The 25,812-nt window shown below is 64.2% G+C and carries 23 protein-coding genes and 1 riboswitch; of the genes, 8 read left to right on the forward strand and 15 right to left on the reverse strand.

The features are described 5' to 3' along the window. Nucleotides 1-191: 191 nt before the first annotated feature. The 3 genes from ACEOAC_RS09520 to ACEOAC_RS09530 form a co-directional block, all read right to left on the reverse strand. Nucleotides 192-959, reverse strand: a complete 768-nt coding sequence (locus ACEOAC_RS09520) for a MipA/OmpV family protein (RefSeq protein ID WP_413444820.1) — start codon at nucleotides 957-959, stop codon at nucleotides 192-194. A 248-nt stretch (nucleotides 960-1,207) separates the two neighbouring features. After that, nucleotides 1,208-2,326, reverse strand: a complete 1,119-nt coding sequence (locus ACEOAC_RS09525; RefSeq protein WP_413628809.1) for an alkene reductase — start codon at nucleotides 2,324-2,326, stop codon at nucleotides 1,208-1,210. A 281-nt stretch (nucleotides 2,327-2,607) separates the two neighbouring features. Next, entirely contained in the window at nucleotides 2,608-4,128 is a 1,521-nt protein-coding gene (locus ACEOAC_RS09530; protein WP_413628810.1) for a leucyl aminopeptidase, read from the reverse strand. A 154-nt stretch (nucleotides 4,129-4,282) separates the two neighbouring features. On the opposite strand from ACEOAC_RS09530, the gene lptF reads away from it, so the two are divergent. Genes lptF through ACEOAC_RS09545 form a run of 3 tightly spaced genes read left to right on the forward strand, consistent with a single transcriptional unit; the run spans nucleotide 4,283 to nucleotide 6,965 of the window. Then, entirely contained in the window at nucleotides 4,283-5,413 is a 1,131-nt protein-coding gene (gene lptF / locus ACEOAC_RS09535; RefSeq protein ID WP_006712777.1) for an LPS export ABC transporter permease LptF, read from the forward strand. Between the two features lies 1 nt (nucleotide 5,414). Next, nucleotides 5,415-6,545 carry an LPS export ABC transporter permease LptG gene (gene lptG / locus ACEOAC_RS09540; RefSeq protein ID WP_006712775.1) on the forward strand — a complete coding sequence of 377 codons (1,131 nt, stop codon included), beginning with the start codon at nucleotides 5,415-5,417 and terminating at the stop codon, nucleotides 6,543-6,545. A 48-nt stretch (nucleotides 6,546-6,593) separates the two neighbouring features. Continuing rightward, nucleotides 6,594-6,965, forward strand: coding sequence for a sirohydrochlorin chelatase (locus ACEOAC_RS09545; protein ID WP_413445514.1), 372 nt, complete (start codon nucleotides 6,594-6,596; stop codon nucleotides 6,963-6,965). A gap of 94 nt (nucleotides 6,966-7,059) precedes the next feature. Here ACEOAC_RS09545 and ACEOAC_RS09550 read toward each other — a convergent pair whose 3' ends face one another. The 8 genes from ACEOAC_RS09550 to ACEOAC_RS09585 form a co-directional block, all read right to left on the reverse strand. Continuing rightward, nucleotides 7,060-7,431 (reverse strand): tRNA-binding protein, encoded by a 372-nt coding sequence (locus ACEOAC_RS09550; RefSeq protein WP_413445513.1) that lies wholly within the window; start codon nucleotides 7,429-7,431, stop codon nucleotides 7,060-7,062. 167 nt (nucleotides 7,432-7,598) lie between these two features. Further along, nucleotides 7,599-8,360 carry a uroporphyrinogen-III C-methyltransferase gene (gene cobA, locus ACEOAC_RS09555; RefSeq protein WP_241813323.1) on the reverse strand — a complete coding sequence of 254 codons (762 nt, stop codon included), beginning with the start codon at nucleotides 8,358-8,360 and terminating at the stop codon, nucleotides 7,599-7,601. Between the two features lie 38 nt (nucleotides 8,361-8,398). Then, a complete protein-coding gene (locus tag ACEOAC_RS09560) occupies nucleotides 8,399-9,730 on the reverse strand; it encodes a sulfate adenylyltransferase subunit 1 (RefSeq protein ID WP_413444924.1) in 1,332 nt (443 codons plus the stop codon). Beyond that, nucleotides 9,730-10,665, reverse strand: a complete 936-nt coding sequence (gene cysD / locus ACEOAC_RS09565) for a sulfate adenylyltransferase subunit CysD (protein WP_077238161.1) — start codon at nucleotides 10,663-10,665, stop codon at nucleotides 9,730-9,732. Before cysD ends, ACEOAC_RS09560 begins: the two co-directional genes overlap by 1 nt. A gap of 71 nt (nucleotides 10,666-10,736) precedes the next feature. Then, the gene (locus ACEOAC_RS09570) at nucleotides 10,737-11,468 is read right to left on the reverse strand and encodes a phosphoadenylyl-sulfate reductase (RefSeq protein WP_241813320.1); all 732 of its coding nucleotides are present in this window, start codon (nucleotides 11,466-11,468) and stop codon (nucleotides 10,737-10,739) included. Nucleotides 11,469-11,498: 30 nt separating this feature from the next. Beyond that, nucleotides 11,499-12,026 carry a DUF934 domain-containing protein gene (locus ACEOAC_RS09575; RefSeq protein WP_006465660.1) on the reverse strand — a complete coding sequence of 176 codons (528 nt, stop codon included), beginning with the start codon at nucleotides 12,024-12,026 and terminating at the stop codon, nucleotides 11,499-11,501. Continuing rightward, nucleotides 12,019-13,716, reverse strand: a complete 1,698-nt coding sequence (locus tag ACEOAC_RS09580) for a nitrite/sulfite reductase (protein WP_413444923.1) — start codon at nucleotides 13,714-13,716, stop codon at nucleotides 12,019-12,021. The genes ACEOAC_RS09575 and ACEOAC_RS09580 overlap by 8 nt, the downstream gene beginning before the upstream one ends. Nucleotides 13,717-13,783: 67 nt before the next feature. Beyond that, on the reverse strand, nucleotides 13,784-14,557 hold the full coding sequence (locus tag ACEOAC_RS09585; protein ID WP_006465658.1) for a sulfite exporter TauE/SafE family protein: 774 nt from the start codon (nucleotides 14,555-14,557) through the stop codon (nucleotides 13,784-13,786). Between the two features lie 180 nt (nucleotides 14,558-14,737). Between ACEOAC_RS09585 and ACEOAC_RS09590 the strand changes: the two genes are divergently transcribed. After that, nucleotides 14,738-15,679, forward strand: a complete 942-nt coding sequence (locus ACEOAC_RS09590; RefSeq protein ID WP_077238165.1) for a CysB family HTH-type transcriptional regulator — start codon at nucleotides 14,738-14,740, stop codon at nucleotides 15,677-15,679. An 84-nt stretch (nucleotides 15,680-15,763) separates the two neighbouring features. Here the strand turns inward: ACEOAC_RS09590 and ACEOAC_RS09595 are convergent, their stop codons facing one another. Both ACEOAC_RS09595 and ACEOAC_RS09600 read right to left on the reverse strand, forming a co-directional pair. Continuing rightward, complete coding sequence (locus ACEOAC_RS09595) at nucleotides 15,764-17,671, reverse strand: chemotaxis protein CheA (protein ID WP_413628811.1); 1,908 nt, start codon at nucleotides 17,669-17,671, stop codon at nucleotides 15,764-15,766. Further along, complete coding sequence (locus tag ACEOAC_RS09600; protein ID WP_413445693.1) at nucleotides 17,671-18,426, reverse strand: protein phosphatase CheZ; 756 nt, start codon at nucleotides 18,424-18,426, stop codon at nucleotides 17,671-17,673. Before ACEOAC_RS09600 ends, ACEOAC_RS09595 begins: the two co-directional genes overlap by 1 nt. 541 nt (nucleotides 18,427-18,967) lie before the next feature. Continuing rightward, nucleotides 18,968-19,287: riboswitch (cobalamin riboswitch) on the forward strand. 80 nt (nucleotides 19,288-19,367) lie between these two features. On the opposite strand from ACEOAC_RS09600, the gene ACEOAC_RS09605 reads away from it, so the two are divergent. The 4 genes from ACEOAC_RS09605 to ACEOAC_RS09620 all read left to right on the forward strand — a co-directional run bounded on the left by ACEOAC_RS09605 (nucleotide 19,368) and on the right by ACEOAC_RS09620 (nucleotide 24,025). Continuing rightward, nucleotides 19,368-21,362 (forward strand): TonB-dependent receptor family protein, encoded by a 1,995-nt coding sequence (locus ACEOAC_RS09605; RefSeq protein ID WP_413628812.1) that lies wholly within the window; start codon nucleotides 19,368-19,370, stop codon nucleotides 21,360-21,362. Nucleotides 21,363-21,402: 40 nt separating this feature from the next. Then, entirely contained in the window at nucleotides 21,403-22,386 is a 984-nt protein-coding gene (locus tag ACEOAC_RS09610) for a FecCD family ABC transporter permease (protein ID WP_413628813.1), read from the forward strand. Next, nucleotides 22,383-23,165 (forward strand): ABC transporter ATP-binding protein, encoded by a 783-nt coding sequence (locus ACEOAC_RS09615; RefSeq protein WP_413444744.1) that lies wholly within the window; start codon nucleotides 22,383-22,385, stop codon nucleotides 23,163-23,165. Before ACEOAC_RS09610 ends, ACEOAC_RS09615 begins: the two co-directional genes overlap by 4 nt. A gap of 248 nt (nucleotides 23,166-23,413) precedes the next feature. Then, nucleotides 23,414-24,025: a porin family protein gene (locus ACEOAC_RS09620; RefSeq protein ID WP_413444745.1), complete on the forward strand. Its 612-nt coding sequence runs from the start codon at nucleotides 23,414-23,416 to the stop codon at nucleotides 24,023-24,025. Between the two features lie 45 nt (nucleotides 24,026-24,070). On the opposite strand, the gene ACEOAC_RS09625 is transcribed toward ACEOAC_RS09620, so the two are convergent. Both ACEOAC_RS09625 and panC read right to left on the reverse strand, forming a co-directional pair. Then, entirely contained in the window at nucleotides 24,071-24,958 is an 888-nt protein-coding gene (locus ACEOAC_RS09625) for a cobalamin-binding protein (protein ID WP_413444746.1), read from the reverse strand. Between the two features lie 3 nt (nucleotides 24,959-24,961). After that, on the reverse strand, nucleotides 24,962-25,801 hold the full coding sequence (panC, locus tag ACEOAC_RS09630) for a pantoate--beta-alanine ligase (RefSeq protein WP_077238172.1): 840 nt from the start codon (nucleotides 25,799-25,801) through the stop codon (nucleotides 24,962-24,964). Between the last annotated feature and the right edge of the window lie 11 nt (nucleotides 25,802-25,812).

Genomic DNA, 25,812 nt, shown 5'->3' on the forward strand with positions numbered 1-25,812 from the left:
TTTGTTTGGTTGCGGAAACTAAGTTTTTTCCGAGCGCTCAGGCATTCCCGTGGGCTGGAAATTGATGGTGGAAATGCGTCAGGAAATCTGACTTGTCGATGCGGATGAGCTCGATGAAGCTCATCCGTTGAGGCAAGCTCTGCAGTGCTTGTCGCGATCCTGCAGAGCCAGAGGAGGAGGGATTACTTGAATTACTTGAAGCGGTAGCTCACCGCCACGATGGCGGTGTCGTCGGTGTGGCGGCGTACCAGCGGGCTGTCGCTGACGCTGTTGTCGAGCCACTTGCGACGCCAGTGCAGGTTCAGGTGCCAGTCGCCGGTGAGTGGTACATCGGCTGCCAGTCCCAGGGTGGGACTGGTGGAGGCGCCGGCGCGGTACTGACGCACGCCGCTGGCGGCGGATTCGCTGGCGGAGACGCCGAAGAAGTAATCGTTGTAGCTGGCGCTGCGATATTCGACGCCGAGCTGCGGGTAGAAGCTCACCGGTCCGATATCGAACTGGGCGGCATAGATGGCTTCTGCCAGGGTGCCGTGGGACTTGTTGAAGTCACGGAAGACGTTGAGGAAGAAGGCCCCGAACGGGGTTTCCTGGTAGGTGCCCAGGCCCAGAGGGATGGGATCGGAACGACGTTGCAGGCCGCGGTCGGCATCGAAGCCTTGCAGGTCCACGCGTCCGGCCAGCTCCAGGTAGCCGTAGCCCATGCGCGCGGTCTTGATGCCGAAGGTATCGAGCCGGGCGAAGAAGCGCCCATAGTCGAAGTAGGCGTAGGGCAGGACCGTGTTGCGGGCACTGCGGTCGAGGCCGTTGCGTTCGAGCCGGTAGCCGCCGGCACCGAGGTCACCGGTGATGCGGTCGTGCAGTTGCAGCGGATCGGCGTTGCCGTTGCCGGTATCGGCTTGCTGGGCCAGGGCGGGCAGGGCGCAGCAGGCCAGGGTCAGGGTGGCGAATATTGTTTTCATGATGGGCAGTGGTGATGGGGGCAGATGGCATTGTAGCGGTCGCCAGGGCGCTGCGCCGGCTTGTGTGCCGTGGCGCTGGCTGGATGCGGTCAGTCAGCCACAGCCGGGGCAACGTGGCAATGAACAACGACGAACAACGACGAACAATGGCCTGCCATTGCGGCAGGCCATTGTCGGCGCGTGTTGAGCCTTCTTTAGCCTTTGTCAGCCTTCGTCAGCCTTGATCAGCCTTCGTCGGCGACGAAGCCTCAAGACGCTTGCAAGGTCGGGTAGTCCGTATAACCTTCGGCGCCGCCACCGTACAGCGTGGCCTGGTTGAAGTCGGCCAGTGCGGCCCCGGCCTTGAAGCGTTCCACCAGGTCGGGGTTGGCGATGAAGGGGCGGCCGAAGGCCACCAGGTCGGCCCCGTTGCCTTGGCGCGCCTTGGCGGCCATTTCCAGGTCATAGCCGTTGTTGGCGATGTAGATGCCCTGGAAGAGGTCACGCAGTACCTGCAGGTCGAAGCCGCCGGCCACTTCGCGCGGGCCGCCGGTCGCGCCCTCCACCACGTGCAGGTAGACCAGCTTGTAGCGGTTCAGCTGCTGCACCACGTAGCTGAAGAGGGCCTTGGGATCGCTGTCGGCAATGTCGTTGGCCGGGCTGATCGGGGACAAGCGGATGCCCACGCGTTCGCTGGGCACCACCGAGGTGACGGCGGCCACCACTTCCAGCAGCAGGCGGGCGCGATTTTCGATGCTGCCGCCATAGGCGTCGGTGCGCTGGTTGGTCTTGTCGCGCAGGAACTGGTCCAGCAGGTAGCCGTTGGCCGCGTGGATTTCCACGCCGTCAAAGCCGGCCTGCATGGAGAGCTGGGCGGCGGTCTTGTATTGCTCGACGAGGGCGGGCAATTCAGAGAGTTCCAGCGCGCGCGGTTCGACGAAGGGCTTGAAGCCGGTTTCGGTGAAGGCATTGCCTTCGGGCTTGACGGCCGAGGGGGCCACCGGCAGGGCATGGCCCGGTTGCAGGTCGGGATGGGAGATGCGACCCACGTGCCAGAGCTGCAGGAAGATGCGGCCGCCCTTGGCGTGCACGGCATCGGTGATCTTCTTCCAGCCGGCTACCTGGGCCTGGTCGTAGATGCCAGGGGTCCAGGCGTAGCCCTTGCCCTGCGGCGAGATCTGCGTGGCCTCGGCGATGATCAGGCCGGCGCTGGCGCGCTGGGCGTAGTATTCGGCCGCCAGTGGCGTGGGGACATCGCCAGCCTGGGCGCGGCTGCGTGTGAGCGGGGCCATGACGATGCGGTTCTGTAGTTGCACCGCGCCCAGCTGCATGGGCTTGAAGAGGTCACTGCTGGCGTGGACGTTGGCACTGGTATTGGCGTTGGTCATGCTGTTCCTTTCTTGTTGGCATTGAAGGGGGCGACAGTGGTCGACCCTGTTACCGACCACGGCGGATCGGCAGCGTTCCGGAAATGGATCAACAGTCTAGACGGGAAGCGCTTTGCTTGCTGGCGGTCGGGCATCTGCCTGGATCTTGCTGGGTGGCAATTCGCGGTGCGGGGACGAAAAAAAACCACCGCTTGCGCGGTGGTGGGTACTGCGGTTGCTGCGCGGGCAGGGGCCAGCTCCTGCCTTGGCCCTGCCTGAGCGGTGTGCCTGAGCGGTGTGCCTTAGCCGCGTGCCGAGCGGGCGCGCGCCTGGCCGAGCAGCCAGGTGGTCAGCAGCGGCACCGGGCGGCCGGTGGCACCCTTGGCGGCGCCGCTCTTCCAGGCGGTGCCGGCGATGTCCAGGTGCGCCCAGGTGTACTTGCGGGTGAAGCGCTCCAGGAAGCAGGCGGCGGTGACGCTGCCGGCGGGCTGGCCGCCGATGTTGGCGATATCGGCGAAGTTGGACTTCAACTGCTCCTGGTAGACGTCCTGGATCGGCATGCGCCAGGCGGTGTCGCCGCTGTCGCGGCCGGCGGCCAGCAGGCCGTTGGCCAGCTGGTCGTGGGCCTCGTCTTCACGGGTGAACAGGCCCGTGTTGTGATGGCCCAGGGCGACCACGCAGGCACCGGTCAGGGTGGCGATGTCGATCACGGCGGCCGGCTTGAAGCGTTCCACGTAGGTCAGGGCGTCGCACAGGATCAGGCGGCCTTCGGCGTCGGTGTTGAGCACTTCAATGGTCTGGCCGGACATCGAGGTGACGATGTCGCCCGGCTTGGTAGCGCGGCCGGAGGGCATGTTTTCGCAGGTCGGGATGACGCCGATGACATTGAGCTTCAGGCCCAGTTCGGCGATGGTACGGAAGGTTCCCAGTACGGAGGCGGCGCCGCACATGTCGTACTTCATCTCGTCCATGTTCAGGCCCGGCTTGAGCGAAATGCCGCCGGTGTCGAAGGTGATGCCCTTGCCCACCAGCACCACCGGGGCGTCCTTGGACTTGCCGCCCAGGTGTTTCAATACGATGAACTTGGGCGGCTGGTCGCTGCCGTTGGTGACCGACAGGAAGCTGCCCATCTTGAGGGCTTCCAGCTGCTTGCGGTCCAGCACTTCCACGCCCAGCTTGAATTCCTTGGCCAGCTTCTTGGCGGTATTGGCCAGGTAGGTCGGGGTGCAGACGTTGCCGGGCAGGTTGCCCAGTTCCTTGGTCAGCGCCATGCCGTTGGCCAGGGCCACGGCTTCGCCCAGGGCGGCCTTGGCGGTCACGCCGTCGGCGGCGTTCACCAGCAGGGTGATCTTCCTGACGCCGGTGGGAGCGGGGTCCTTCTTGCTCTTCAGGGTGTCGGAACGATAGATCGCATCGCGGCCGGCCAGTACCACGTTGCGAATGGCCCAGGCCAGGTCGCGGCCCTTGATGCCATCGAAGGGCAGGGCCAGGGCGGCGTCGTCGCAGCCCAGGGTGGCCAGGCAGCGCACCAGGCCGGCGCTGGCAGCGGCAAAGCTCTTGTCGGCGATCTCTTCCTTGGCGCCCAGGCCCAGCAGCACGATGCGTTCGGCGGCGATGCCGGTGACGCCGCGCAGCAGCAGGGTCGAGCCCGGCTTGCCGGAAATGTCGCCCGACTTCAGCGCGGCGCTGATCGCGCCCAGCTTGTCCAGCGCCCCGGCTGCCTTGGACAGCTTGCGGTTTTCATAGATGCCAACGACCAGCGCGCCGGTCTTGACGGCGGTCACGGCGTTTTTTGCGTCCAATGTTTTTGTGCTAAAGTCCATCGTTCGTCCTTTGTATGAATTACCTGGCGATTATAGAGCCCATTTCGACGCCACGCGCGCGTGAGTTCGCGCCAGCCCGGCCAGTGCCGGATGCGTCGCAGGGCCAGGCCACCGATTCATTGACCCCGATACCAGAGACAATTCCAGCATTCCCATGATTTTCCAGCGCGCTCTGCGTCGCGAACTGACCAGCACCGCAGGTGGGGTCTTCACGACGCTGTTTACCATCACGCTGACCGTGATGCTGATCAAGATCCTCGGCCAGGCGGCCGGCGGCCAGGTGGCTTCGCAGGACGTGATCGCCCTGATCGGCTTCCAGTCCCTGAATTACATGCCCATCATCCTCATCCTGACCGGCTTCATCTCGGTCTTGCTGGTGATGACGCGCAGCTACCAGGATTCCGAGATCGTGGTCTGGTTCGCCTGCGGTCTGTCGCTCACGCGCTGGATCGTGCCGATACTGAAATTCGGCTGGCCCATCGTGGCCCTGGTGGCGACGCTGTCCTTCGTGGTCACGCCCTGGGCCAATGAACAGAGCAGCGAATACCGCAGCCGCTTCGAGCAGCGCGAGGACATCGCCCGCGTCTCCCCCGGCAAGTTCCAGGAATCGGCCGCGGCCAACCGCATCTTCTTCGTCGAAGGCATTTCCGGCGACGCCTCCAAGGTGCGCAACATCTTCGTCAACACCATCAATGCCGACGGCAAGAACAGCGTGGTGGTGGCCAAGGAAGGCGAGACCGTCATCGATCCCGATGGCGAGAAGTTCGTGGTCATGAACAAGGGCCGCCGCTATGACGGTTCGCCCAGCCTGCCGGATTTCCAGATCGTCGACTTCGAACGCTATGGCCTGCTGATCGGCAACCAGTCGCAGGCGGCTGCCGGTGAGCGTTCGGCGCGGGCGCTGCAGATGGGGGAACTGGTAGCCAAGAGCGACGGCTATGCGCGCGGCGAACTGCTGTGGCGCATCGCCTTGCCGCTGATGGCACTGGCCCTGATGCTGCTGGCCATTCCGCTGTCCTTCGTGAACCCGCGTGCCGGCCGTTCCCTGGGGCTGCTGGTGGCGTTGCTGCTGTTCGTGGTGTACAGCAATACGGTGAGCGTGTTCCAGGCCTCGGTGGCGCAGCAGCGCACCAGTTTCATGATGGCCTGGTGGCCGGTGCACGTGATCGTGGCGGCACTGATCGTGGGCATGTTCGTGCTGCGACTCAACATCAACCACCCCTATCACCCATCCCGGTTGTGGAGCCGTATACGCCGCGCCATGACGTTCCAGCGCGAGGCCTGAGATGAGAGTCATCCAACGTTACTTCACCTCCGAGATCACCCGCTCGGTGCTGTTTGCCCTGGCGGCCTTCCTGGCGCTGTTCGCCTTCTTCGAAATGATGGGCCAGCTGGAGCAGGTCGGCCGCAATGGCTACAAGCTGCAGGAGGCGGTGTTCTACGTGCTCATGGGCTTGCCCGGCAACGTCTATGAACTGATGCCCACGGCCGTGCTGATCGGCACCATCTATACCTTGTCGCAACTGGCGGCGCGCTCCGAATTCACCATCATGCGGGTCTCCAGCATGTCCACCGGCATGGCGGCCAAGGTGCTGCTGCGCATCGGCGTCGGTTTTGCGGTGCTGACCATCGTCTTCGGCGAGCTGATTGCGCCCAAGGCCAGCGAGTGGGCCGAGAAGCTCAAGTTGCAGGCGCAGGGGGCGTCGATGTCCTCGCAGTTCCGCTCGGGCATGTGGGCCAAGGACGTGATCAAGGACAAGGGCCTGGAAGGCAATGTGACTGGCAGCCGCTTCATCAACATCCAGACCGTGCAGCCGGATGGCCGCATCGAGGGCGTCAAGCTCTACGAGCTCGATACCGACTTCCACATGGCCCGCATGATCACCGCCAAGTCCGGCCTGTACGAGGGCAACCACCAGTGGGTGCTCAATGAGGTGGTGCAATCCGATTTCACCGGCGGCCGTGACCGCAAGATCACCGAGCCGGTCAAGACCGTGAAGACGGCGCAGATGAAGCTGGTCTCGGAGGTGACGCCGGAAATCCTGTCGGTGCTGTTCGCCGACCCGGACCGCATGTCGGCCTATGACCTGCTGGCCTACACCAAGCACCTGGAAGCCAACAACCAGCGCACCGACCGCTATGAAATCGCCTTCTGGAAGAAGATCGTCTACCCGCTGTCCATCTTCGTGATGATGGCGCTGGCGCTGCCCTTCGCCTATCTGCACTTCCGCGCCGGTGGCGTGAGCCTGAAGATCTTCACCGGCATCATGATCGGCGTGTGCTTCCAGTTGATCAACAGCCTCTTTTCCCACCTGGGTTTGCTCAATACCTGGCCAGCCTTCGTCACGGCGGCGCTCCCCAGCCTGCTGTTCATGGCGCTGGCGATCGGCGCCCTGTGGTGGGTGGAACGCACCTGACCCCAGTTGATCTCAGCTGATCCCGTCTCAACCCGATACGACATCCGCATGCAACAAAGTCTGATCCTCTTCGCCCATGGCGCTCGCGACCCGGCCTGGGCCGTACCCTTCGAACGTCTGCGCGCGCTGACCCGCGCCGCCATGCCGGCCGTCGGCGTGGAGCTGGCCTTCCTGGAACTGATGCAGCCCGACCTGCCCAGCGTGGTGGCGCAGCAGGTGGCGGCCGGCAGCCGGCGCGTGACGGTGATTCCGGTATTCCTGGGGCAGGGTGGCCATGTAAGGCGCGACTTGCCGCAATTGCTGGAGCATTTGCGCCAGGCCCACCCGGAGGTGGAGATTCGCACCGTGCCGGCGGTGGGTGAGGATGAGGCCGTGTTGCAGGCGATTGCCGCCTATTGCATCGGGACCTTGCAGAGCTGAGTAGTTCGCCCCCTCGGCAGTACAAAAAGAAGATGGCCCGTCCTGAATGAACGGGCCATTTTCTTTTGGGGCAGCTGACCTGGCGGTGGCCCGATCAGAACAGGCGCGCGCCGTTCGGCACTGCCTGGTCGGGCTTGAAGAGGACGACCTCGCCCTGGGCATCGGGGAAGCCCAGCGTCAATACTTCCGACATGAACTTGCCGATCTGGCGCGGCGGGAAATTGACCACCGCCGCCACCTGCCGGCCCACCAGCTGGTCCAGCGTGTAGTGCGCGGTGATCTGGGCGCTGCTCTGGCGTACGCCGATGCCGGGGCCGAAGTCGATCTTCAGCTTGAAGGCCGGCTTGCGGGCTTCTGGGAAGGCGTCGGCGGCAATGATGGTGCCGATACGGATATCGACCTTCAGGAAGGCGTCGAAATCGATGGTGTCGGCGGCGGGGGCGTTGGTGTCGTGCAGGAGGTGCATAGGACAGTGATCTCAGCAACGGTAGTAAATCAGGCTGATAACCGTTCGGACTGAGTAGGCCCGTCAGGGCCGTATCGAAGGCGCAGAGGCGGAGCGCCTTCGATACGCGGCGTTGCCGCTACTCAGGTCGAACGGTCAGTGGTGAGCCCATAAATGGGGGCAGTTCCTTACTCCCTGTCTGCCAATGCCGGACCGATCATCACCAGCACCGGTCCGCTGCAGGCTTGCAGCCCGGCTTCCAGGCCGGCCAGTTGCAGGTGGTAGATGTGCTGGTCGGGGCGGCTGCAGTTTTCCACTACCACCACCGGGGTATCGGGCGCATGACCCAGTGCCAGCAGGCGCTGTGCAGTGGCCGTGGCTTCGCGCCCGCCCATGTATTGCACCAGCGTATCGCCGTTGGGCATACGCACTTCGTCCGGTTCATCCACGCCGGTGCTGGAGGTGAACAGCGACACGCTGCGCGCGATGCCGCGCCGGGTCAGCGGGCGCTTGGCGGCCGAAGCGGCGGCCAGGGCGGCGGTGATGCCGGGGACGATCTCGTAGGGGATATGGTGTTCTTCCAGGGCCCGCATTTCCTCGTCGGCGCGGCCGAAGAGCATGGGGTCCCCACCCTTGAGACGCACCACGCGGCGGTATTGCTGGGCGGCTTCCACCAGTTTCTGGTTGATGACCGGCTGGGCGGTGGAGCGCTGGCCACTGCGCTTGCCCACCGACACCTGCACCGCCTGCGGGCACAGGGCCAGGATTTCTTCGGTGACCAGGGCGTCGTGCAGCACGATGTCGGCCTGCGCCAGCAGGCGCGCGGCGCGCACCGTCAAGAGGTCAGCCGCGCCGGGGCCGGAGCCGATCAGCCACACCTGGCCCGGATGGTCCGGGCTGGGTGCGGGTGAGTCGGAAGAGGATGGGTTTGCTGCCTGTTCGGTGGCCATGGCCTTGGTACAAGGTACGATTGCGGATCGAAGGAAAATCAGTCGATCCGAATCATACCAGCGGCGACCGTCTGGTGGCTCACTTCGTCGATCAGGATGAAGGCGCCGGTGGCGCGGATATCCTGGTAGGCATCGGCGGCGATGGGCTGCTGCACGTTGACGCTGATGCGGGCGATGTCGTTGAGCTTCAAGGTGTCGGCCGGGCGGCGTTCCTGGGTGTTGATGTCCAGCAGCGTATCGACCTTGGCCACCCGTGCCGCCACCTGCTTGGTGGTGTGCTTGAGCCAGTACTTGCGGCGCAGGTCCAGCGGTTCCTCGGAGAGCCAGCAGACGTCGGCGTTGACGGTCTTGAGGATGGTCGAGGGCTGGGCAGCGGCGGCCAGCAGGTCGCCGCGCGAGATGTCCAGGTATTCGTCCAGCAGGATGGTCACCGACTGGCCGGCCGTGGCCGATTCCAGGGAACCATCCAGGGTCTGGATGTCCTTGACGGTCGCGCTCTGGCCGCTGGGCAGCACCACCAGCTTGTCACCCTTGGCGACCTTGCCGGCTTCGATGCGGCCCATGTAGCCACGGAAATCGTTGGCTTCATGACCGTTGTGGCGCGCCACCAGCTGCACCGGGAAGCGGAAGGCTTCTTCGTGCGCATCTTCGTAGACCGAGAGCGACTCCAGCAGGGTGATCAGGGTCGGACCCTGGTACCAGGACAGGCGCTCGCTGGCGGTGACCACGTTGTCGCCGGCCAGGGCCGACAGCGGAATGGCATGCACATCCTTCAGGCCCAGCTGCTGGGCGAACTGCTGGTAGGCGCCGACGATGCGGTCGTAGACGGTCTGGTCGTAGTCCACCAGGTCCATCTTGTTGACGGCCACGATCACGTGCTGGATCTGCAGCAGGTGGGCGATGGTGGAGTGGCGCTTGGTCTGGGTCAGCAGTTCCACGCTGCCATCGTCGCCCAGCTTCACCTTGGACACGTCCACCAGGATGATCACCGCGTCGGCCGTGGAGGCGCCGGTGACCATGTTGCGGGTGTACTGCTCGTGGCCCGGGGTATCGGCGATGATGAACTTGCGCTTGGGCGTGGCGAAGTAGCGGTAGGCCACGTCGATGGTGATGCCCTGTTCGCGCTCGGCTTCCAGGCCATCGGTGAGCAGCGACAGGTCCACCGTGTCACCCACGGTGCGCTTGTGCTTGGCGCGCGAGATGGCGTCGAGCTGGTCGGCGAAGATGCCCTTGCTGTCGAACAGCAGGCGGCCGATCAGGGTGCTCTTGCCATCGTCCACGGAGCCGGCGGTGATGAAGCGCAGCAGGCCGCGTTCGTGCGCGGGCGCGGCGGCGTTGGCCAGTTGTTCTTGGGTTGCGGCGGCGTTCATCAGAAATATCCTTCCTTCTTGCGTTTTTCCATCGAGGCTTCGGACGTCTGGTCGTCCATGCGGGTGGCGCCGCGCTCGGTAATCTGGGTCACTGCGGTCTCGGCGATGATGGCTTCCACGGAAGCGGCGTCAGAGGAGACCGGGCAGGTGCAGGAGATGTCGCCCACGGTACGGAAGCGCACCACCTGTTTTTCCACGGTCTCGCCGTCGCGCGCCGGGGTCAGGTCAGTCAGTGGCACCAGCAGGCCATTGCGCGGGATCACTTCCCGCTCGTGGGCGAAGTAGATCGAGGGCAGGGCCAGCTTCTCGCGGGCGATGTATTGCCACACGTCCAGCTCGGTCCAGTTGGAGATGGGGAAGACGCGCATGTTCTCGCCCGGATGCACGCGGGTGTTATACAGGTCCCACAGTTCGGGGCGCTGGGCCTTGGGGTTCCATTGGCCGAATTCGTCGCGGAAGGAGAAGATGCGTTCCTTGGCACGGGCCTTTTCCTCGTCGCGGCGCGCACCGCCGATACAGGCGTCGAACTTGAATTCCTCAATGGTTTCCAGCAGCGTCACCGCCTGGGCCGCATTGCGCGAATCGGTCAGCGGATTGCGCAGGCGCACGGTGCCGCGCTTGATCGAATCTTCCACCGAACGCACCACCAGGCGCTCGCCCAGTTCAGCAGCACGGCGGTCACGGAACTCGATGACCTCCGGGAAGTTATGGCCGGTATCGATGTGGACCAGCGGGAAGGGGAACTTGCCCGGGCGGAAGGCCTTCTCGGCGATGCGCAGCAGCACCACCGAGTCTTTGCCTCCCGAGAACAGCAGCGCCGGGTTGCTGCACTCGGCCGCGACCTCGCGCATGATGTGGATGGCTTCCGATTCCAGCCAGTCGAGGTGACGGTTGCTGGCGTTGTCCAAAAAGAGTTTGTCTACCGCAGTGTTCATGCCGGGCCTTCCGATGCTTTGCTTGTTGTGGCTTTGATTGTTTCTGTTTGTGGCTCTGCTTGAATTCTGGTTCAGCCCGCCGCGTGCGCCTTGATGCGCACCAGCTTGCCATCGACCACGTGCAGGCCGCATTCCTTGGAGTCCGGGTTCTCCCACCACCAGCGGCCGGCGCGGATGTCCTCGCCGGGCTGGATGGCGCGGGTACAGGGCTCGCAGCCGATGGACGGGTAACCCTGGTCGTGCAGCGGGTTGTAGGGCACGTCGTTGGCGCGGATGTAGTCCCAGACGTCCTGTTCCGACCAGTCCGCCAGGGGATTGAATTTCTCCATGCCGTGGGCGTCATCGCGTTCCTGCACGTGCAGTTCGGCACGAGTGACCGACTGTGCACGACGCTGTCCGGTCACCCAGGAGGCCTTGCCGGTGAGGGCGCGGTTCAGCGGCTCCATCTTGCGGATGTGGCAGCATTCCTTGCGCAGTTCCACGCTGTCGTAGAAGGCATTGGCGCCGTTCTTCTGCACATAGGCGTCGACCGCCTCGGGCTGAGGACGGTAGGGTGCGACCTGGTAATCGTAGGTCTCGCGGATGCGGTCCAGCATGCCCACGGTTTCCTTGTGCAGGCGACCGGTTTCCAGGGTGAAGATGCTGATCTTGTCCTGCAGCTTGCCGCGCAGGATCAGGTCGGTCAGCACCATGTCTTCGGCCGCCAGGCTGGAGGCCAGCGCCGCCGGAGCGTACTCGGCGGCGATGCGTTCCAGCGTGGCCTGGGTCTTGGCGATCAGTTCTTGCAAGCCTGGGTTAGCCATGGGCTGTCCTTCCTTGTCCAATAGGGCCGTTCAGTCGGCGGCTTGCACCGCTTCGCGCTTGACGCGGCGGAACAGCGGGTTCTTCTCGTCCCAGGAGGTCTGGTACTTCTCGGAGAAGTCGGTCAGGCCCTTGACGGCGTCATGGATGTTCTTGTCGGCGCGCACGGCAAAGGCATCGAAGCCCACGCGCTGCATGTAGAACAGCTGGTCGCGCAGCACGTCGCCGATGGCGCGCAGCTCGCCGGCATAGCCCAGGCGGGCGCGCAGGTTGTAGGCGATGGAATAGCCACGGCCGTCAGCAAACTTGGGGAAGTCCACGGCGACCACCCGGAAATTCTCCAGCTGGCCCTTCAGCTCTTCGGCACGCTCGTCGCTGGCCAGCCAGACGCCGATCTCGGGGCGCGACTTGAGTGCCTCGCCCTGTGCCTGCCAGACCTTCAGCGGCACGATCACGCGGCCTTCGGGGATGGTCACGCTCTCTGCGCTCTCGCCTTCAGCCAGGCGCAGCACGCTCCAGTCGTCACTGACGACGGTCTTGTTCTTGATGATTTCAGGCATTGGCGTCTTCTCCTGCGACATAGTCGGCCGAACGGATCGGCGTTGCGTATACGAATTCCTTGAACGGGGTCACACCGATGCGGCGCACCGTATCGATGAAGCGTTCTTCCTCATTGCGCTGCTGCACGTAGACCTGCAGCAGGCGGTCGATGACGGTGGGCATCTGGGTGGCCGAGAACGATGGGCCGATGATCTTGCCGATCGAGGACTCGTTGCCCTGGGCACCGCCCAGCGAGACCTGGTACCACTCGGAACCGTCCTTGTCCACGCCCAGGATGCCGATGTTGCCCACGTGGTGGTGACCGCAGGCGTTGATGCAGCCGGAGATGTTGAGTTCGATGTCGCCGATGTCGTGCTGGAAATCGATGTTCTCGAACTTCTCGGCGATGGCCTGGGCGATCGGGATCGACTTGGCATTGGCCAGCGAGCAGAAATCGCCACCGGGGCAGCAGATGATGTCGGTCAACAGGCCGATGTTGGGCGTGGCCAGGCCGTGCGACTTGGCGGCCTTCCACAGCGCGTACAGTTCGGACTGCTTGACGTCGGCCAGCACCAGGTTCTGTTCGTGGGTCACGCGCAGTTCGCCGAAGCTGTACTGGTCGGCCAGGTCGGCGGCGAAGTTCATCTGGTCAGCCGTGATGTCGCCCGGGGGTACGCCCGGCTTCTTCAGCGACAGCAGCACGGCGGCATAACCGGGCTTCTTGTGCGCCTTGACGTTGCGCTTGATCCAGTTGGCAAAGCCACGGTCTTCTGCCTTCAGACGTTCATATTCCGCGTCCACGGCAGGAAGGTTTTCGTAGGCCGGGTCGGTGAAGAACTTGGCCACGCGCTGCAGTTCTTCCTCGGTCAGGGTGGAGGGACCGTCCTTGATGTCGGCCCATTCGGCCTCGACCTGGCGCGCAAATTCCTCGGGGCCGATGGCCTTGACCAGGATCTTGATGCGGGCCTTGTACATGTTGTCGCGGCGGCCATGCTGGTTGTAGACGCGCAGGATGGCTTCCAGGTAGGACATGGCGTGCTTCCAGGGCAGGAAGTCGCGGATGACGCTGCCCAGGATGGGGGTGCGGCCCATGCCGCCGCCGACCAGCACGCGGAAGCCCACTTCGCCGGCCTCGTTCTTGATCACGTGCAGGCCGATGTCGTGCACGGCGGTGGCGGCACGGTCTTCGGCCGCGCCGCTGATGGCGATCTTGAACTTGCGCGGCAGGTAGGCGAACTCGGGGTGGAAGGTGCTCCACTCGCGGATCAGTTCGGCATACGGGCGCGGATCGACGATCTCGTCGGCGGCCACGCCGGCCAGCTCGTCCGAGGTGGTGTTGCGGATGCAGTTGCCGGAGGTCTGGATGGCATGCATTTCCACGCTGGCCAGCTGCTCCAGGATTTCCGGGGATTCTTCCAGCTTGATCCAGTTGAACTGGATGTTCTGGCGGGTAGTGAAGTGGCCATAGCCGCGGTCGTACTTGACGGCGATCTCGGCGAACTTGCGCAGTTGGTTGGAAGCCAGCATGCCGTAGGGGATGGCGATGCGCAGCATGTAGGCATGGCGTTGCAGGTACAGGCCATTTTGCAGGCGCAGGATGCGGAATTCGTCTTCGGCCAGCTCATCCGACAGGCGCCGACGCACCTGGTCCCGGTATTGTGCGACTCGCTCTTTGACGATCAGGTGATCGTATTGGTCATAGCGGTACATCTTGTTTTCCCTGTTAACGTCTTGATGGGCGACCCGTGAAGCAAGGTGCGCCCGATTGAAAATCAGCCTACCAAATCAGCTTGACTGCAACGCTCGTCAGCGTAATGGCCAGCAGGCCACGCAAGAATTTCTCCGGCACCGCCCGCGCCGCGAGCGAACCGATGGTGATGCCCGGTACCGACCCCAGCAGCAGGGTGGCCAGCAATTCCCAGTTGATCGACCCCAGCCACCAGTGACCCAGTGCGGCAATGGCGGTCAGCGGGACGGCATAGGCGATGTCGGTGCCGGCGATCTCGGCCGGCGTCAGGCGAGGATACAGCAAGACCAGCAAGGTCGCGCCCACCGCACCGGCGCCGATGGAGGAGATGGTCACCAGCGTGCCCAGCAGGACGCCGGCGGCAATGGTGGCGTTGGACAGGGTAGCGCCTTGCAGCTGGCGTTGCGGGTTGGCATTGAGCCAGGCCTGCATGCGCGAACGGAACAGCAGCGCGATCACGGTCAGGAACACCGAGATGGCGATCGAATAACGGATGGTCAGGGCGATGCCCTCGCTGACGGCGCCGAAATGCTTCAGCAGCAGCGTAGTCACCAGCGCAGCGGGCAGGGCGCCATAGGAGAGGCGACGTACCACGTCCCAGCGCACTGTCCCCTTGAAACGGTGGGCCAGGGTGCCGGCGGTCTTGGTGGCCGAGGCAAAGGCCAGGTCGGTACCGACCGCCACGGAAGGGTGGATGCCGAACAGCAAGGTCAGCAGGGGCGTCATGAGCGAGCCGCCGCCGACCCCGGTCAGGCCGACCAGCAGTCCTACGGCAAATCCGCTTACTACATAAGAAACAGTCATAACACCTCGCCCATTAGTCTGCGAATCGTAATAAACTTATGTTTCAAACCAAACTACATAGTATTTATTTGCTTATATACGCCTTTGGCATATGGAAATGCGGCAAATGAATCAGGCGGACGTCGCAGACATCAACGTACATGCAGACGCCGTCCCAGGTAGAAGCGAAGGAATTCCCGCATGAATCTTCATCAGTTCCGTTTCGTACGCGAAGCGGTAAGGCAGAACTTCAACCTCACCGAGGCCGCCAAGGCGCTCTACACCTCGCAGCCGGGCGTCTCCAAGGCCATCATCGAGCTGGAAGAAGAGTTGGGTGTGGATATCTTCACCCGCCACGGCAAGCGCATCCGTGGCCTGACCGAGCCGGGCCGGGCAGTGCTGCGCTCGGTGGAGCTGATCATGCAGGAGGTGGATGGCCTGAAACGCATCGGCAAGGAGTTCGCCGCGCATGACAGCGGCAGCTTTACCATCGCCACCACCCATACCCAGGCGCGTTACGCCTTGCCCAAGGTGGTGCAGGCCTTCACCCAGAAGTATCCGAAAGTGCATCTTTCATTGCTGCAGGGCAATCCCAAGCAGATTACCGAGATGGTCCGCAACGACCAGGCCGACATCGCCATCGCCACCGAAGCCCTGGCCTCCGGCGAGGGTCTGGTGTCACTGCCCTGCTATCAATGGGAGCACGTGGTGGTGGTGCCACCCGAGCACCCGCTGCTGCAGTCCAGGAGCCTGACGCTGGAAGAGATCGCGGGCAATCCGCTGATCACCTATGACTCGGCCTTCAGTGGCCGCAGCAAGATCGATCACGCCTTCTCGCTGCGCCAGTTGAAGCCCGACGTGGTGCTGGAAGCCATCGATGCCGACGTCATCAAGACCTATGTGGAACTGGGCATGGGCGTGGGCATCATCGCCGGCATCGCCTTCGATGCCGAGCGCGACCGTGGCCTGCGGGCGATTCCTGCGGGCCACCTGTTCGGTACCAATGTCTCGCGCGTGGCCTTGAAGCAGGGTGCCTACCTGCGCGGCTATGTCTATACCTTCATCGAATTGCTGGCACCGACCCTGAACCGCAAGCTGATCGCCCAGGTGATGGAGGGAGAGAAGGACATGTACGAGCTCTGAGCCCGCCAAGGGGGTGATGACAAGACAAAACGGCCGGATCGATGACGATCCGGCCGTTTTGCCTTGTCCGTACTGCAGTGCTGCTTATGCCACGGCAGTGCGTTCCATGTCGCGGCAGCCGTCCAGCAGGAAGGACAGGCCCACCACCAGCACCAGTTCGCCCTCGGCCGAGCGAGCCGTACCGGTGATGCCGGCGGTGTGGATCGCGGTCAGCGGCTTGATCACCAGGTCGGCCGTGCCTTCCACCGATTCCACCCCCAGGATGTAGGGATGCGGTACCGCCATGACGATGCCCACGCGCTCATTGCCCGGCTCGTAGCCCAGGACCCCGGCCAGCGAATTGACCGGCAGCGGACGACCCTGGTCGCGCAGCACCGGGGCACCGCCGACCTCGTCGAAGGTCTCCGGCAGTTCCACCACGCGTTCGACCACCGCCATCGGCAGGGCCAGCGGGGCGCCGGCGCAGCGCACCAGCATGGTCGGGATGATCGACAGTTCGATCGGCAGGCGGATCGAGAACTTGGTGCCCTTGCCAATGGTGGAGTCGATGCGGATGGTGCCGCGATGCTTTTCCACGGCGGTCTTGACCACGTCCATGCCCACGCCGCGTCCGGAGACGCTGGAGGCCACTTCCTTGGTCGAGAAACCGGGCAGGAACACCAGTTGCAGCGCCTCGTCCGAGGTCAGCGCCTGGTGTTCGGTGATCAGGCCCTTGGCCAGCGCCTTGTTGCGCAGCATGTCCGGGTCCATGCCCTTGCCGTCGTCGAACACTTCGATCATGACGCTGCTGCCGGCCTGCCAGGCGTGCAGCGAGATGGTCGCCTTGTTGGACTTGCCGGCGGCGGCGCGATCCACTTCGATGCCGTGGTCCAGCGAGTTGCGCAGCATGTGCACCAGCGGGTCGTAGAGGCTGTCCACCACCACGCGGTCGACTTCAGTATCGGCACCGGTGATGACCAGGTCCACGTCCTTGCCCAGGTCCTTGGCCAGTTCGCGCACCAGTCGCGGGAATTTCTGGAACAGTCGGCCCACCGGCTGCATGCGGGTGGACAGGGTGGCACGTTGCAGTTCGCTGGAATAACGCGAGGCGCGGCCCAGCGTTTCGGCCAGGGTCGACATCAGCGCGGCAGCCGTGCCTTCGAACTTGAACTGTTGCAGCTTTTCCAGCAGCACGGCGGCCTGGTTGGCGGCCTGCACCGATTCGCCGGCCACTTCCAGCAAGGCGTCGAGCTTGCCGGCATCGATACGGATGCTTTCTTCCTTGGCGCCGCCGCCCGTGTCACTGGCACGACGGTTGTGCTGGGCGGGTGCTGCAGCCTTCGGTTCGCCATCGGCAGCCGGGGTGGCGGCCGGAGCAGCCGCTGCTGCGGCGGCCACAGGGGCTGCTGCCGGCGCGGCGTCGGCTGCAGCCACAGGTGCGGCCACTGCGGCGCCTGGCACCAGGGCCTGGTACAGCGCGGGCCAGTCCAGCTCGCCATTCTTCATTACGCTGGCGCTGCCATCGACGCTGGCCGCCGGGGCGCTGGCGGCGGCCGCAGCCACCGGCGCGACCGCGGCCGCAACCGGTGCCGCAGCAGGAGGGGCGGCGGCCGGGGCCGCATCGCTCTTGCCTTCGATAGCCTGGGTCAGGATGTCCTTCAGTTCGGCCGGCATCGAAGCCAGGCTGTCGGGCGCGGCGCCATTGGACAGTTCGTTCAACTGGTCGGCCACGAAGCCGCTGGCCTGCAGCGCCGCTTCGATCGCCAGCGGCGTCACCGGCGCCTTGCCGGTACGCAGGGCGTCGAACAGGTTTTCGGTCAGGTGGCAGGCCGACACCATGGCCGGCAGGTTCACGAACCCGGCGCCGCCCTTGATGGTGTGGAAGGCGCGGAAGACCGCATTGAGGATTTCAAGGTCATCAGGATGTCGTTCGAGCGTCAGCAGATGCTCTTCCACGTTGGTCGCCAGCTCCAACGCTTCAACGACAAAATCCTTGAGCATTTCGTCATCCATTAGAACCCCAGGCTGTCGAGTAAGTCGTCCACATCGGTCTGGCCCATGGCGGTACCCGGCGAGGCGGGGCCGTTCATCAGGGTAACCGGCTTTTCTGCCTCGATCTGGGCGCGCACTTCAGCCGGCGCATTGTCGCGCAGCAATTGCGCCAGTTCGCGTTCGGCGGTGGTGGTGATGCCCACGATCTTCTTGATCAGCTGGCCGGTGATGTCCTGGAAGTCCTGGGCCATCATGATTTCCAGCATGCGGGCCTTTTCCGCTTCGGTCGATTCGATCACCGAGGACGAGAACTTCTGCGAGTCGCCCGCCAGTTTCTTGAATTCTTCGATGTTCAGCTGACCGGCATAGAGCTTGTTCCAGCGGTCGTTGATGTCCTTGGCCTGCTCCTGCAGGCGGTCCTGCGCGGGCATGCCGGAGTCCAGCGCATTGAGCACTTTGTTGGCGGCCTGCTCGGTCAGGGTGGCGATGTGCTCCAGGCGGCTCTGGGCGTCGCCGATCTGCTCGGCCACGTCGGTCAGGGAGCGGTCGTAGCCCAGTTCGCGCATTGAATCATGCAGCAGACGGACGATGCCGCCCAGGCGTTCATACATGGGCTTGTCGCTCTGATCTTCCTGCGCCTGCTGGGCATCGTCGCCCGCACCGGCTGCCCCACCAGCGGCATCGGCAGCCGCGCCAGCCTCGCCGGCGGTCATGCCCGGTAAGGTCTGCGAGGAAATTTCGTCAAACAATGCTTCCAGATCAACGTCGTCGCTCATGATTACTGATTCTCCCAACAAATGTGGTGCGCTCGGCGGCGCACTGCTATGCAAAGTTGCCCGTAGGCGGATCAAATGCGTCGTTCCGGGAGGCACAGCAACCGTCCCATCCGGGATATCCAATAGATATCGGCAGGCAAGGGCGGAGTCTGAAGGCTCGCAGACCACGACAACGATTCAGGGATGACAGGTGAGGCCAGCGGACCAGACGGTCAGCGGGTCGACGATGCCATGGCGCCGAGTATAGGGCCGGGTACAGCCATCTCATCGGCCAAACAGCGAGTGAAATCCCCCCATTTGTTTCGTTTTTTCGCCCCTTGTGGCAAGCCGGCTCGGGGCGTCTCTCCGAAATAAATTCGTAAAAAATCGAATTTTTTCGATATAAGTTCGAATTCTATCTGGCTTTTTCTTTAAAGCAATACGCATGCCGGGCTTGTGCTGATTTACATCAGGATGGCCTGTGGTCTTTAATTTGGCCGATTTTTGCCTTGTATTTGGCAGGCACCGGCCTGTAGCGACTTGTGATGCCCGCCTGGCACGCCTACAATGGCGCCGTTTTGGTGCCCGCCGGCGCGTTCTTGCCGGCAGTTAAACGGGAAACACGCACCAGTTCGGTTCGCGGCACGCGGGCGGGGCTGGTCAAGGTGTGCTGCCCCCGCAACGGTAACCAGGCGCCGGCGATACAGTGACACCATGACGAGACGTCACGTGTTGCCGGCAACACCATCCCCCATGCCACTGTGCAGGTTCCGTGTCCGGTTCAATTGGCCAGCGCTGGCCGGCTGACGTAAACGGCGCTGCATGGGAAGGCCGATGGTCATGCCTGCAGCCCGGAGACCGGCCAGAACGGGAGGAAACTGCGCGTGGCGATGCCGGTGCGGCTTCCGTTGATTCCGGCCCGCGGGGAAGCAGGCCGGACCACTTCACCGAGTCTCTTTTCCATGCATAACGTCAATTCCCCGGCCAGCCACGGCGGCCAGCGTCCCCTTTTTGCCCTCAGCCTGGGCAGCACCCTGATCCTGTCGGCCCTGGCGCAGGCATCCCTGGCCGCGACCGGCACCCCGGCTATCGACCCGGCGGCGGCACTCGCGCCGGTGGTGGTGTCGGCCTCGCGTTTTCCCAATGACCCGACCTTCCCGCCGGTGGCGGCCACCGTCATCACTGCCGAGCAGATCCGCGAAGCCGGCATCGACAATGCCAATGAAGCCATCCGCAAGCTGGGTGGGGTGTATGGCCGCCAGAGCCTGGCCGGGCCCAAGGACTTCCCGCTGGACCTGCGCGGCTTCGGCACCAATGGCGACCAGAACATGGTGGTGCTGCTGGACGGCGTGCGCATTTCCGAAAACGAACTGAGCACACCGCTGCTGTCCTCCATCCCCATCGAGAACATCGAGCGCATCGAGATCGTGCGTGGCGGCAGCAGCGTGCTGTACGGCAGCGGCGCCACCGGTGGCACCATCCAGATCATCACGCGCCGACCGCAGGCCAACAGCGGCCACGGCACCGTGGTGGGCGAGGTCGGCAGCCAGGGGCTGCGCGGCGGACGGGCACTGGTCTCGCGCGGCTGGGACAACTTTTCCATCGACGCCAGCTATGCCAAGTCGCGCAGCGACAACTGGCGCGACAACGCCCAGTCCAGCCAGGAAAACCTCAGCTCCACCGTGCAGTGGTTCGCCAGCGACTGGCGCTTCGGCCTGCGTGCCACCCTGTCGCGTGCCGATTACGGCCTGCCCGGCAGCCTGACCCAGGCGCAATACCAATCCAATGCCCGCCAGACCAGCAAGCCGCTGGACCGCGGCTCCTACGACAACGACAGCGTGACGGCCTTCCTGGAACGCCGCTTCGGCGCCTTCGATGTCGCCGCCGAGCTGGCCCACCGCGAAAAGATCTCCCGCTCCAGCTATGTCAGCAGCGGGTCAACTACCCAGGTCAATATCCGCGGCACGCAATTCTCGCCGCGCCTGCGTCATGTGATCGACCAGGGGGCGTGGAAGAACGAAGCCATCGCCGGCATCGACCTGGCCGAATGGACGGCCTATAACAACGCCAGCTACGGCAACAGCGATGCCGCCCAGCGCTCCAAGGCACTCTACCTGCGCGACGAAATCGAATTCGCCCGCAATGCCCGCCTGGCCGCAGGTGTAAGGCGCGAAGTGTTCAACCAGCAGAGCGATTCCGGCCTGTACGACCGCAATAGCGCTGTCAATGCCTGGGACCTGCAGGCCAGCTATGCGCCGCTGCCACTGCTGCGTGCCTTTGCCAAGACCGGCCAGAGCTATCGCCTGGCCACGCCGGACGAAAACGGCTACACCGCGCTGCCCACCGGTGCCGTGCTCAAGCCCCAGGTGTCGCACGACCTGGAGCTGGGGGCCACCCTGGGCAAGACCGGGCAGCAGCTGACGCTGCGCTGGTTCCGCCACCGTCTGCGTGACGAGCTCTATTACGATCCCACCGCCAATGGCGGCTTCGGTGCCAACAGCAATCTGGCGCCCACCCGCCACCAGGGCGTGGAAGTGGAGGGGCGCCTGCAGCTGACCGAAACCCTGGGCGTGAACGCCACGTACCAGCACATCGACGCCCGCTTCGAGGAGGGGGCCAACAGCGGCAAGCAACTGGCGCTGGTGCCGGCCAATACCTTCACCACCCGGCTCAACTGGAAGTCCGGCCAGCACAGTGCCGATGTCGGTGCGCGCTGGGTGGACCGCCAGCGCATGGGCAACGATTTCGCCAACACCTGCGCCAAGATGCCTTCCTTCACCACCTTCGACGCCCGCTACGCCCTGCGCGTGAGCGCCTGGGAATTTGCCCTGACCGGAACCAACCTGGCCGACCGCAAGTATTACTCCCAGGCCTATGACTGCAGTGGCGGTTCGGTCTCGGGCATCTACCCGGAAGACGGCCGGGCGGTAAAATTCACGGCCCGCTATGACTTCTGATGCGGACTTCATGAATTTTCCTTCCTGATCCTAGCCGCCGATGCGACGCTTCCTCCCCGTGCTGTGCACCTTGCTGCTGCTGTCCCTGCTTTCGCTGACGGCAGCGGCCTTGTGCGGCAGCACGGGTTGCCTGCGTCCCTCGGCCTCGGCCGACTCGGTCTCGCTGCTGCTGTCCCTGCGCGTGCCGCGCGCGCTCACGGCCTTTGCGGTAGGCGCGGCACTGGCCTTGTCGGGCGCATTGATGCAGGTGCTGTTGCGCAATCCTCTGGCTGACCCTTATGTATTGGGCCTCTCCGGTGGTTCGGCGGCGGGCGCATTGCTGGCCATGTTGGCGGCGCTGCATCTGGGCTGGCCGGTGCAGTTGGCGACCGCCCCGGGGGCGCTGCTGGGCGCGGCCGTGGCCATGCTGCTGTTGTTCGGCCTGGTGCGCCAGTCGCTGCGGCATCTGGCCATTTCGCCCCTGCTGTCCAGCCAGCGCCTGTTGCTGACCGGGGTGATGCTGGCGGCGGGATTTGGCGCGCTGATTTCGCTGGCCTTGTCGGTGGCCCCTGACGCGCAATTGCGTGGCATGGTGTTCTGGCTGATCGGCGATCTTGACGATGCTCGCTTGCTGCCGGTGACGGCAGCGGTATTGATACTGGCCTTGCTGTGGGCCTTGCGCTACGCACCGGCGCTGAACCTGCTGGCGCGAGGCGATGCCTTTGCCCAGTTGCTGGGCGTACCGGTGCTGCGGCTGCGGGTGATGGTGCTGTGCACGGCAGCGGCCTGTACCGCCATGGCGGTGGCCATGGCCGGCACCATCGGTTTTGTCGGACTGGTGGTGCCGCATGGCCTGCGCCTGTTGATCGGCAACGACCAGCGACTGCTGTTGCCCGGTGCCATGCTGGGCGGCGGCGCGGCGCTGACCCTGGACGACCTGCTGGCGCGCACCGTGGTCGCCCCGGTGCAGTTGCCGGTGGGCGTGATCACGGCGCTGATCGGGGTACCTTGCTTCTTGTGGTTGCTGGCGCGGGGGCGTTCATGAGCGCGCCAGCTTCTTTCATACTGCAGGCACAGCAGGTGTCGCTGCAGGTGGGCTTCCGTATCCTGCTGGAAGGTTTGGACTGGCAGGTGCGACCCGGGGAATTCTGGTGTGTGCTGGGGCGCAACGGCATCGGCAAGAGCACATTGCTGCACGCCGCTGCCGGCTTGCAGCCGACCCATGCCGGGCAGTGGCAACTGCTGGGGCAGCCACTGCAAGGCCTGTCGCCGGCGGAGATGGCGCGCCATCGTGGCCTGCTGCTGCAACAGCAGCACGACGCCTTTTCCATGCCGGTGATCGAGGCGGTGCTGGCCGGACGCTTCGTGCATCACGGCGGCTGGCAGGCGATCGCCGAGGATGAGGACCTGTCGCTGGAGGCGCTGGAGCGCGTGGGTCTGTCGTCGCTGGCTGCGGCGGACCTGCTGCAGCTCTCCGGTGGCGAGCGCCAGCGTGTCGGACTGGCGACCTTGCTGGCACAGGACCCCGACCTGTATCTGCTGGATGAACCGACCTCGCACCAGGACGTCGCCGCGCAACTGCAGCTCATGACCCTGCTGTGCGAACTCGCCGCAGGGGGCAAGGGCGTGGTGGCAAGCTGCCACGATATCAACCTTGCCAGCCGTTTTGCGACGCATGTGCTGTTGCTGGCCGAAGGGCTGCGCTGGGCGGGGCCGGCACAAGAGATATGCCGGCCTGCGGCGCTGGAGGCAGCCTTTGGCTGCCGCTTCGTGCAGGTTGAGATAGACGGGATGCTGCAGTTCCTGCCCCTGCCGCCCGGCTGAATACCACGTCGCTTGCGCGCTACATCCAAGTCACGAAATTCACTTCAATCTCAAGATCTAACGATTTTGATGTCGTGAAACCGCGAGATTTTGGTCGCCATTTTTCTTTGCGCGTTTCCCTGCATTGCCTCACTTCTATCATCGCTGCCGGCTATCGGGTCCACGTACTTCGTGTTTCCGGTAGTCGCGCCCGGCCAGTTCATCCAGTCTGCCGGGAAGTTTCTTTCACATCATCACAAGAGGAACAGATGAAGAAAATGCACCTAATGGCCGCCGGCTTGCTGTCGGTCGCCTGTGCCACCGTGGCGGCACAGGCCGTGAAGTCCGGGCCAGGCTTTTATGTCGGTCTAGAAGGCGGCGCAGCACACTACGATATTGATGTCGAGCATTCGCCAGGCACCATCGAGAAAAACGATGCTGGCATGTTTCGTTTTGGGGGCGGGTATCAGTTCACGCCCAATTTCTCTGTCGAGATGGGCTACTTCCGCGCCGGCGCAACCAGTTTGGAAAAGACGGACCGCTTCTCGCGAGACAGTGCCAAGGCACGCGTGAGCGGCTTCGATCTGACGGCCGCCTACAAATTCTCCAACGTCCTGCCGGGCGTCTATTTCAAAGGGGGGATCACCCAGGCCAAGTTCACCGAAGATGTTCGCTATGAGTATAGTGGTTTTGGATTTTCCGGCAGCGTCAGCGAGCGGGCGTCCAAGTCGGGGACCGGTTACCTGCTGGGTCTGGGCTATGAACACGATCTCAGCGAGATCGTCAGCATCAACGCTGGCTACACCCGTTATGAAGGTCTGGCCGGCCACTCCAATGCCGATGTGAACTTTTTCGCAGCCGGCCTGAAATACCGCTTCTGAAGATCACTCCCTGGTCCTCGACATCCCTCCTGGCGAGGGATGTTTTTATTGTGCAGGCGCCATTCGGCGTGCCTGCTCCAGCTTCCCGCAGACCTCTTCGGCGGCCTCCAGCACTCTCGGCCCGGCCCGGTTCATCCAGTCCGCATTGATCGTGTAAAGCTGCCCGTCGCGCACTGCGCGCAGGCGCGGGAACTGCTTCCAGCGTTCCAGCGGCTGGTCACGAGCGTCACCGGGGGTGAGGATGACCTGCGGATCGGCCGCCAGCACGGCTTCCACGCTGATGGTGGGTGCCAGTTGCGGCAGATCGGCGAAGAGATTGCGACCACCGCACAGGCGCAGCACTGCCGAGGCCATGTGCTGGCCGTTGAGCGTCATCAACGGCTGGCTCCAGATCTGGTAGAACACGCTCACCGGCGCACGGCCCTGGTAGCGCGTGGCCAGTTCTTGCCAACGGGCGCGGAAGCCCGCAGCCGCAGCTTGTGCGGCGGTATCGCTGCCCGCCAGGTGACCCAGCTTTTCCAGAGAGCTTGCCACCATGCCGAAGTCGGCCGGCTGGCTCTCATAGACGGGGATGCCGAAGCTGCGCAGGCGCGCCAGCTGGAGCGGCTTGTTGCCGCTGTGCCAGGCCACGATCAGGTCCGGCTTCAGGCTGAGGATGCGCTCCATGTCGAGCGCGTTGTAGCCGCCCAGGGTGGGCAGGCTGGCCGCTGGCGGGGGGTAGTCGCTATGGTTGCTCACGCCAACCAGTCTGGCGCCGGCACCGGCCGCATAAAGCAGTTCGGTTACGTGCGCCGCCAGGCTGACGATGCGCTGTGCAGGTTGCGCCAGGGTCACGCTCTGGCCCATGTCGTCCTGCACGGTGATCGCCGCATGGGCGGCAGCGCCGGTGAGCAGGGTCAGGACGGCCAGTCCGAAGGGCGCGGCCAGCCGCATAGGTCAGACTTCGAGGTTGTCGATCAGACGGGTCGCGCCCAGCTTGGCAGCCGACAGCACCACCAGCGGCGTACCCTGTTCCATGTCGGCAGCGGTCGGCGGTTGCAGGTCGATGCGCTTGCGCACGGCCACGTAGTCGGGCTGCCAGCCGCGACCGGCCAGGCGTTCCATGGCCAGTTGCTCCACCAGCGCCACATTGTGCTGACCACCGCGCACTTCATTGGCGACGTCGTTCAAGACCTTGTAGAGCAGGGGCGCCTCGGCGCGTTCGGCCGGCGACAGGTAGCCATTGCGCGACGACAGCGCCAGGCCGTCCTCGGCACGATAGGTTTCGGCACCGACGATCTCGGTGGGCAGGGCGAACTGGCGCGCCATGTTGCGCACGATCATCAGCTGCTGGTAATCCTTCTTGCCGAACACCGCCACGCGTGGCTGCACACAGGAGAACAGCTTCATCACTACGGTCGATACGCCGGTGAAGAAACCGGGACGGAACTCGCCCTCCAGGATGTTGCCCAGGTCGTTGGGCGGCTGCACGCGGTATTCCTGCGGCTCCGGATACATGTCCTTTTCGGTCGGCGCGAAGAGCACGTAGACGCCTTCCTTCTCCAGCTTCTCGACGTCGGCCTGGAAGGTGCGCGGATACTTGTCGAAGTCCTCGTTGGGGCCGAACTGCAGGCGATTGACGAAGATCGATGCCACCACCGGGTCGCCATGGGTGCGCGCCAGGCGCATCAGCGAGAGGTGGCCTTCGTGCAGGTTGCCCATGGTCGCCACGAAGGCGGTGCGCAACTGGCCGCGCAGGTGGTCACGGAGTTCTTCGATGGAGGAAATGATTTTCATGCGGAGTCTCT

The sequence above is a fragment of the Herbaspirillum frisingense genome (genome assembly GCF_047325095.1).
GTDB lineage: Bacteria > Pseudomonadota > Gammaproteobacteria > Burkholderiales > Burkholderiaceae_D > Herbaspirillum > Herbaspirillum frisingense.

Excerpts from the sequence above, each read along its gene's own strand:
- ACEOAC_RS09520 (WP_413444820.1), bottom strand. The coding sequence starts at position 959 with ATGAAAACAATATTCGCCACCCTGACCCTGGCCTGCTGCGCCCTGCCC.
- ACEOAC_RS09525 (WP_413628809.1), bottom strand. The coding sequence starts at position 2,326 with ATGACCAACGCCAATACCAGTGCCAACGTCCACGCCAGCAGTGACCTC.
- ACEOAC_RS09530 (WP_413628810.1), bottom strand. The coding sequence starts at position 4,128 with ATGGACTTTAGCACAAAAACATTGGACGCAAAAAACGCCGTGACCGCC.
- lptF (WP_006712777.1), top strand. The coding sequence starts at position 4,283 with ATGATTTTCCAGCGCGCTCTGCGTCGCGAACTGACCAGCACCGCAGGT.
- lptG (WP_006712775.1), top strand. The coding sequence starts at position 5,415 with ATGAGAGTCATCCAACGTTACTTCACCTCCGAGATCACCCGCTCGGTG.
- ACEOAC_RS09545 (WP_413445514.1), top strand. The coding sequence starts at position 6,594 with ATGCAACAAAGTCTGATCCTCTTCGCCCATGGCGCTCGCGACCCGGCC.
- ACEOAC_RS09550 (WP_413445513.1), bottom strand. The coding sequence starts at position 7,431 with ATGCACCTCCTGCACGACACCAACGCCCCCGCCGCCGACACCATCGAT.
- cobA (WP_241813323.1), bottom strand. The coding sequence starts at position 8,360 with ATGGCCACCGAACAGGCAGCAAACCCATCCTCTTCCGACTCACCCGCA.
- ACEOAC_RS09560 (WP_413444924.1), bottom strand. The coding sequence starts at position 9,730 with ATGAACGCCGCCGCAACCCAAGAACAACTGGCCAACGCCGCCGCGCCC.
- cysD (WP_077238161.1), bottom strand. The coding sequence starts at position 10,665 with ATGAACACTGCGGTAGACAAACTCTTTTTGGACAACGCCAGCAACCGT.
- ACEOAC_RS09570 (WP_241813320.1), bottom strand. The coding sequence starts at position 11,468 with ATGGCTAACCCAGGCTTGCAAGAACTGATCGCCAAGACCCAGGCCACG.
- ACEOAC_RS09575 (WP_006465660.1), bottom strand. The coding sequence starts at position 12,026 with ATGCCTGAAATCATCAAGAACAAGACCGTCGTCAGTGACGACTGGAGC.
- ACEOAC_RS09580 (WP_413444923.1), bottom strand. The coding sequence starts at position 13,716 with ATGTACCGCTATGACCAATACGATCACCTGATCGTCAAAGAGCGAGTC.
- ACEOAC_RS09585 (WP_006465658.1), bottom strand. The coding sequence starts at position 14,557 with ATGACTGTTTCTTATGTAGTAAGCGGATTTGCCGTAGGACTGCTGGTC.
- ACEOAC_RS09590 (WP_077238165.1), top strand. The coding sequence starts at position 14,738 with ATGAATCTTCATCAGTTCCGTTTCGTACGCGAAGCGGTAAGGCAGAAC.
- ACEOAC_RS09595 (WP_413628811.1), bottom strand. The coding sequence starts at position 17,671 with ATGGATGACGAAATGCTCAAGGATTTTGTCGTTGAAGCGTTGGAGCTG.
- ACEOAC_RS09600 (WP_413445693.1), bottom strand. The coding sequence starts at position 18,426 with ATGAGCGACGACGTTGATCTGGAAGCATTGTTTGACGAAATTTCCTCG.
- ACEOAC_RS09605 (WP_413628812.1), top strand. The coding sequence starts at position 19,368 with ATGCATAACGTCAATTCCCCGGCCAGCCACGGCGGCCAGCGTCCCCTT.
- ACEOAC_RS09610 (WP_413628813.1), top strand. The coding sequence starts at position 21,403 with ATGCGACGCTTCCTCCCCGTGCTGTGCACCTTGCTGCTGCTGTCCCTG.
- ACEOAC_RS09615 (WP_413444744.1), top strand. The coding sequence starts at position 22,383 with ATGAGCGCGCCAGCTTCTTTCATACTGCAGGCACAGCAGGTGTCGCTG.
- ACEOAC_RS09620 (WP_413444745.1), top strand. The coding sequence starts at position 23,414 with ATGAAGAAAATGCACCTAATGGCCGCCGGCTTGCTGTCGGTCGCCTGT.
- ACEOAC_RS09625 (WP_413444746.1), bottom strand. The coding sequence starts at position 24,958 with ATGCGGCTGGCCGCGCCCTTCGGACTGGCCGTCCTGACCCTGCTCACC.
- panC (WP_077238172.1), bottom strand. The coding sequence starts at position 25,801 with ATGAAAATCATTTCCTCCATCGAAGAACTCCGTGACCACCTGCGCGGC.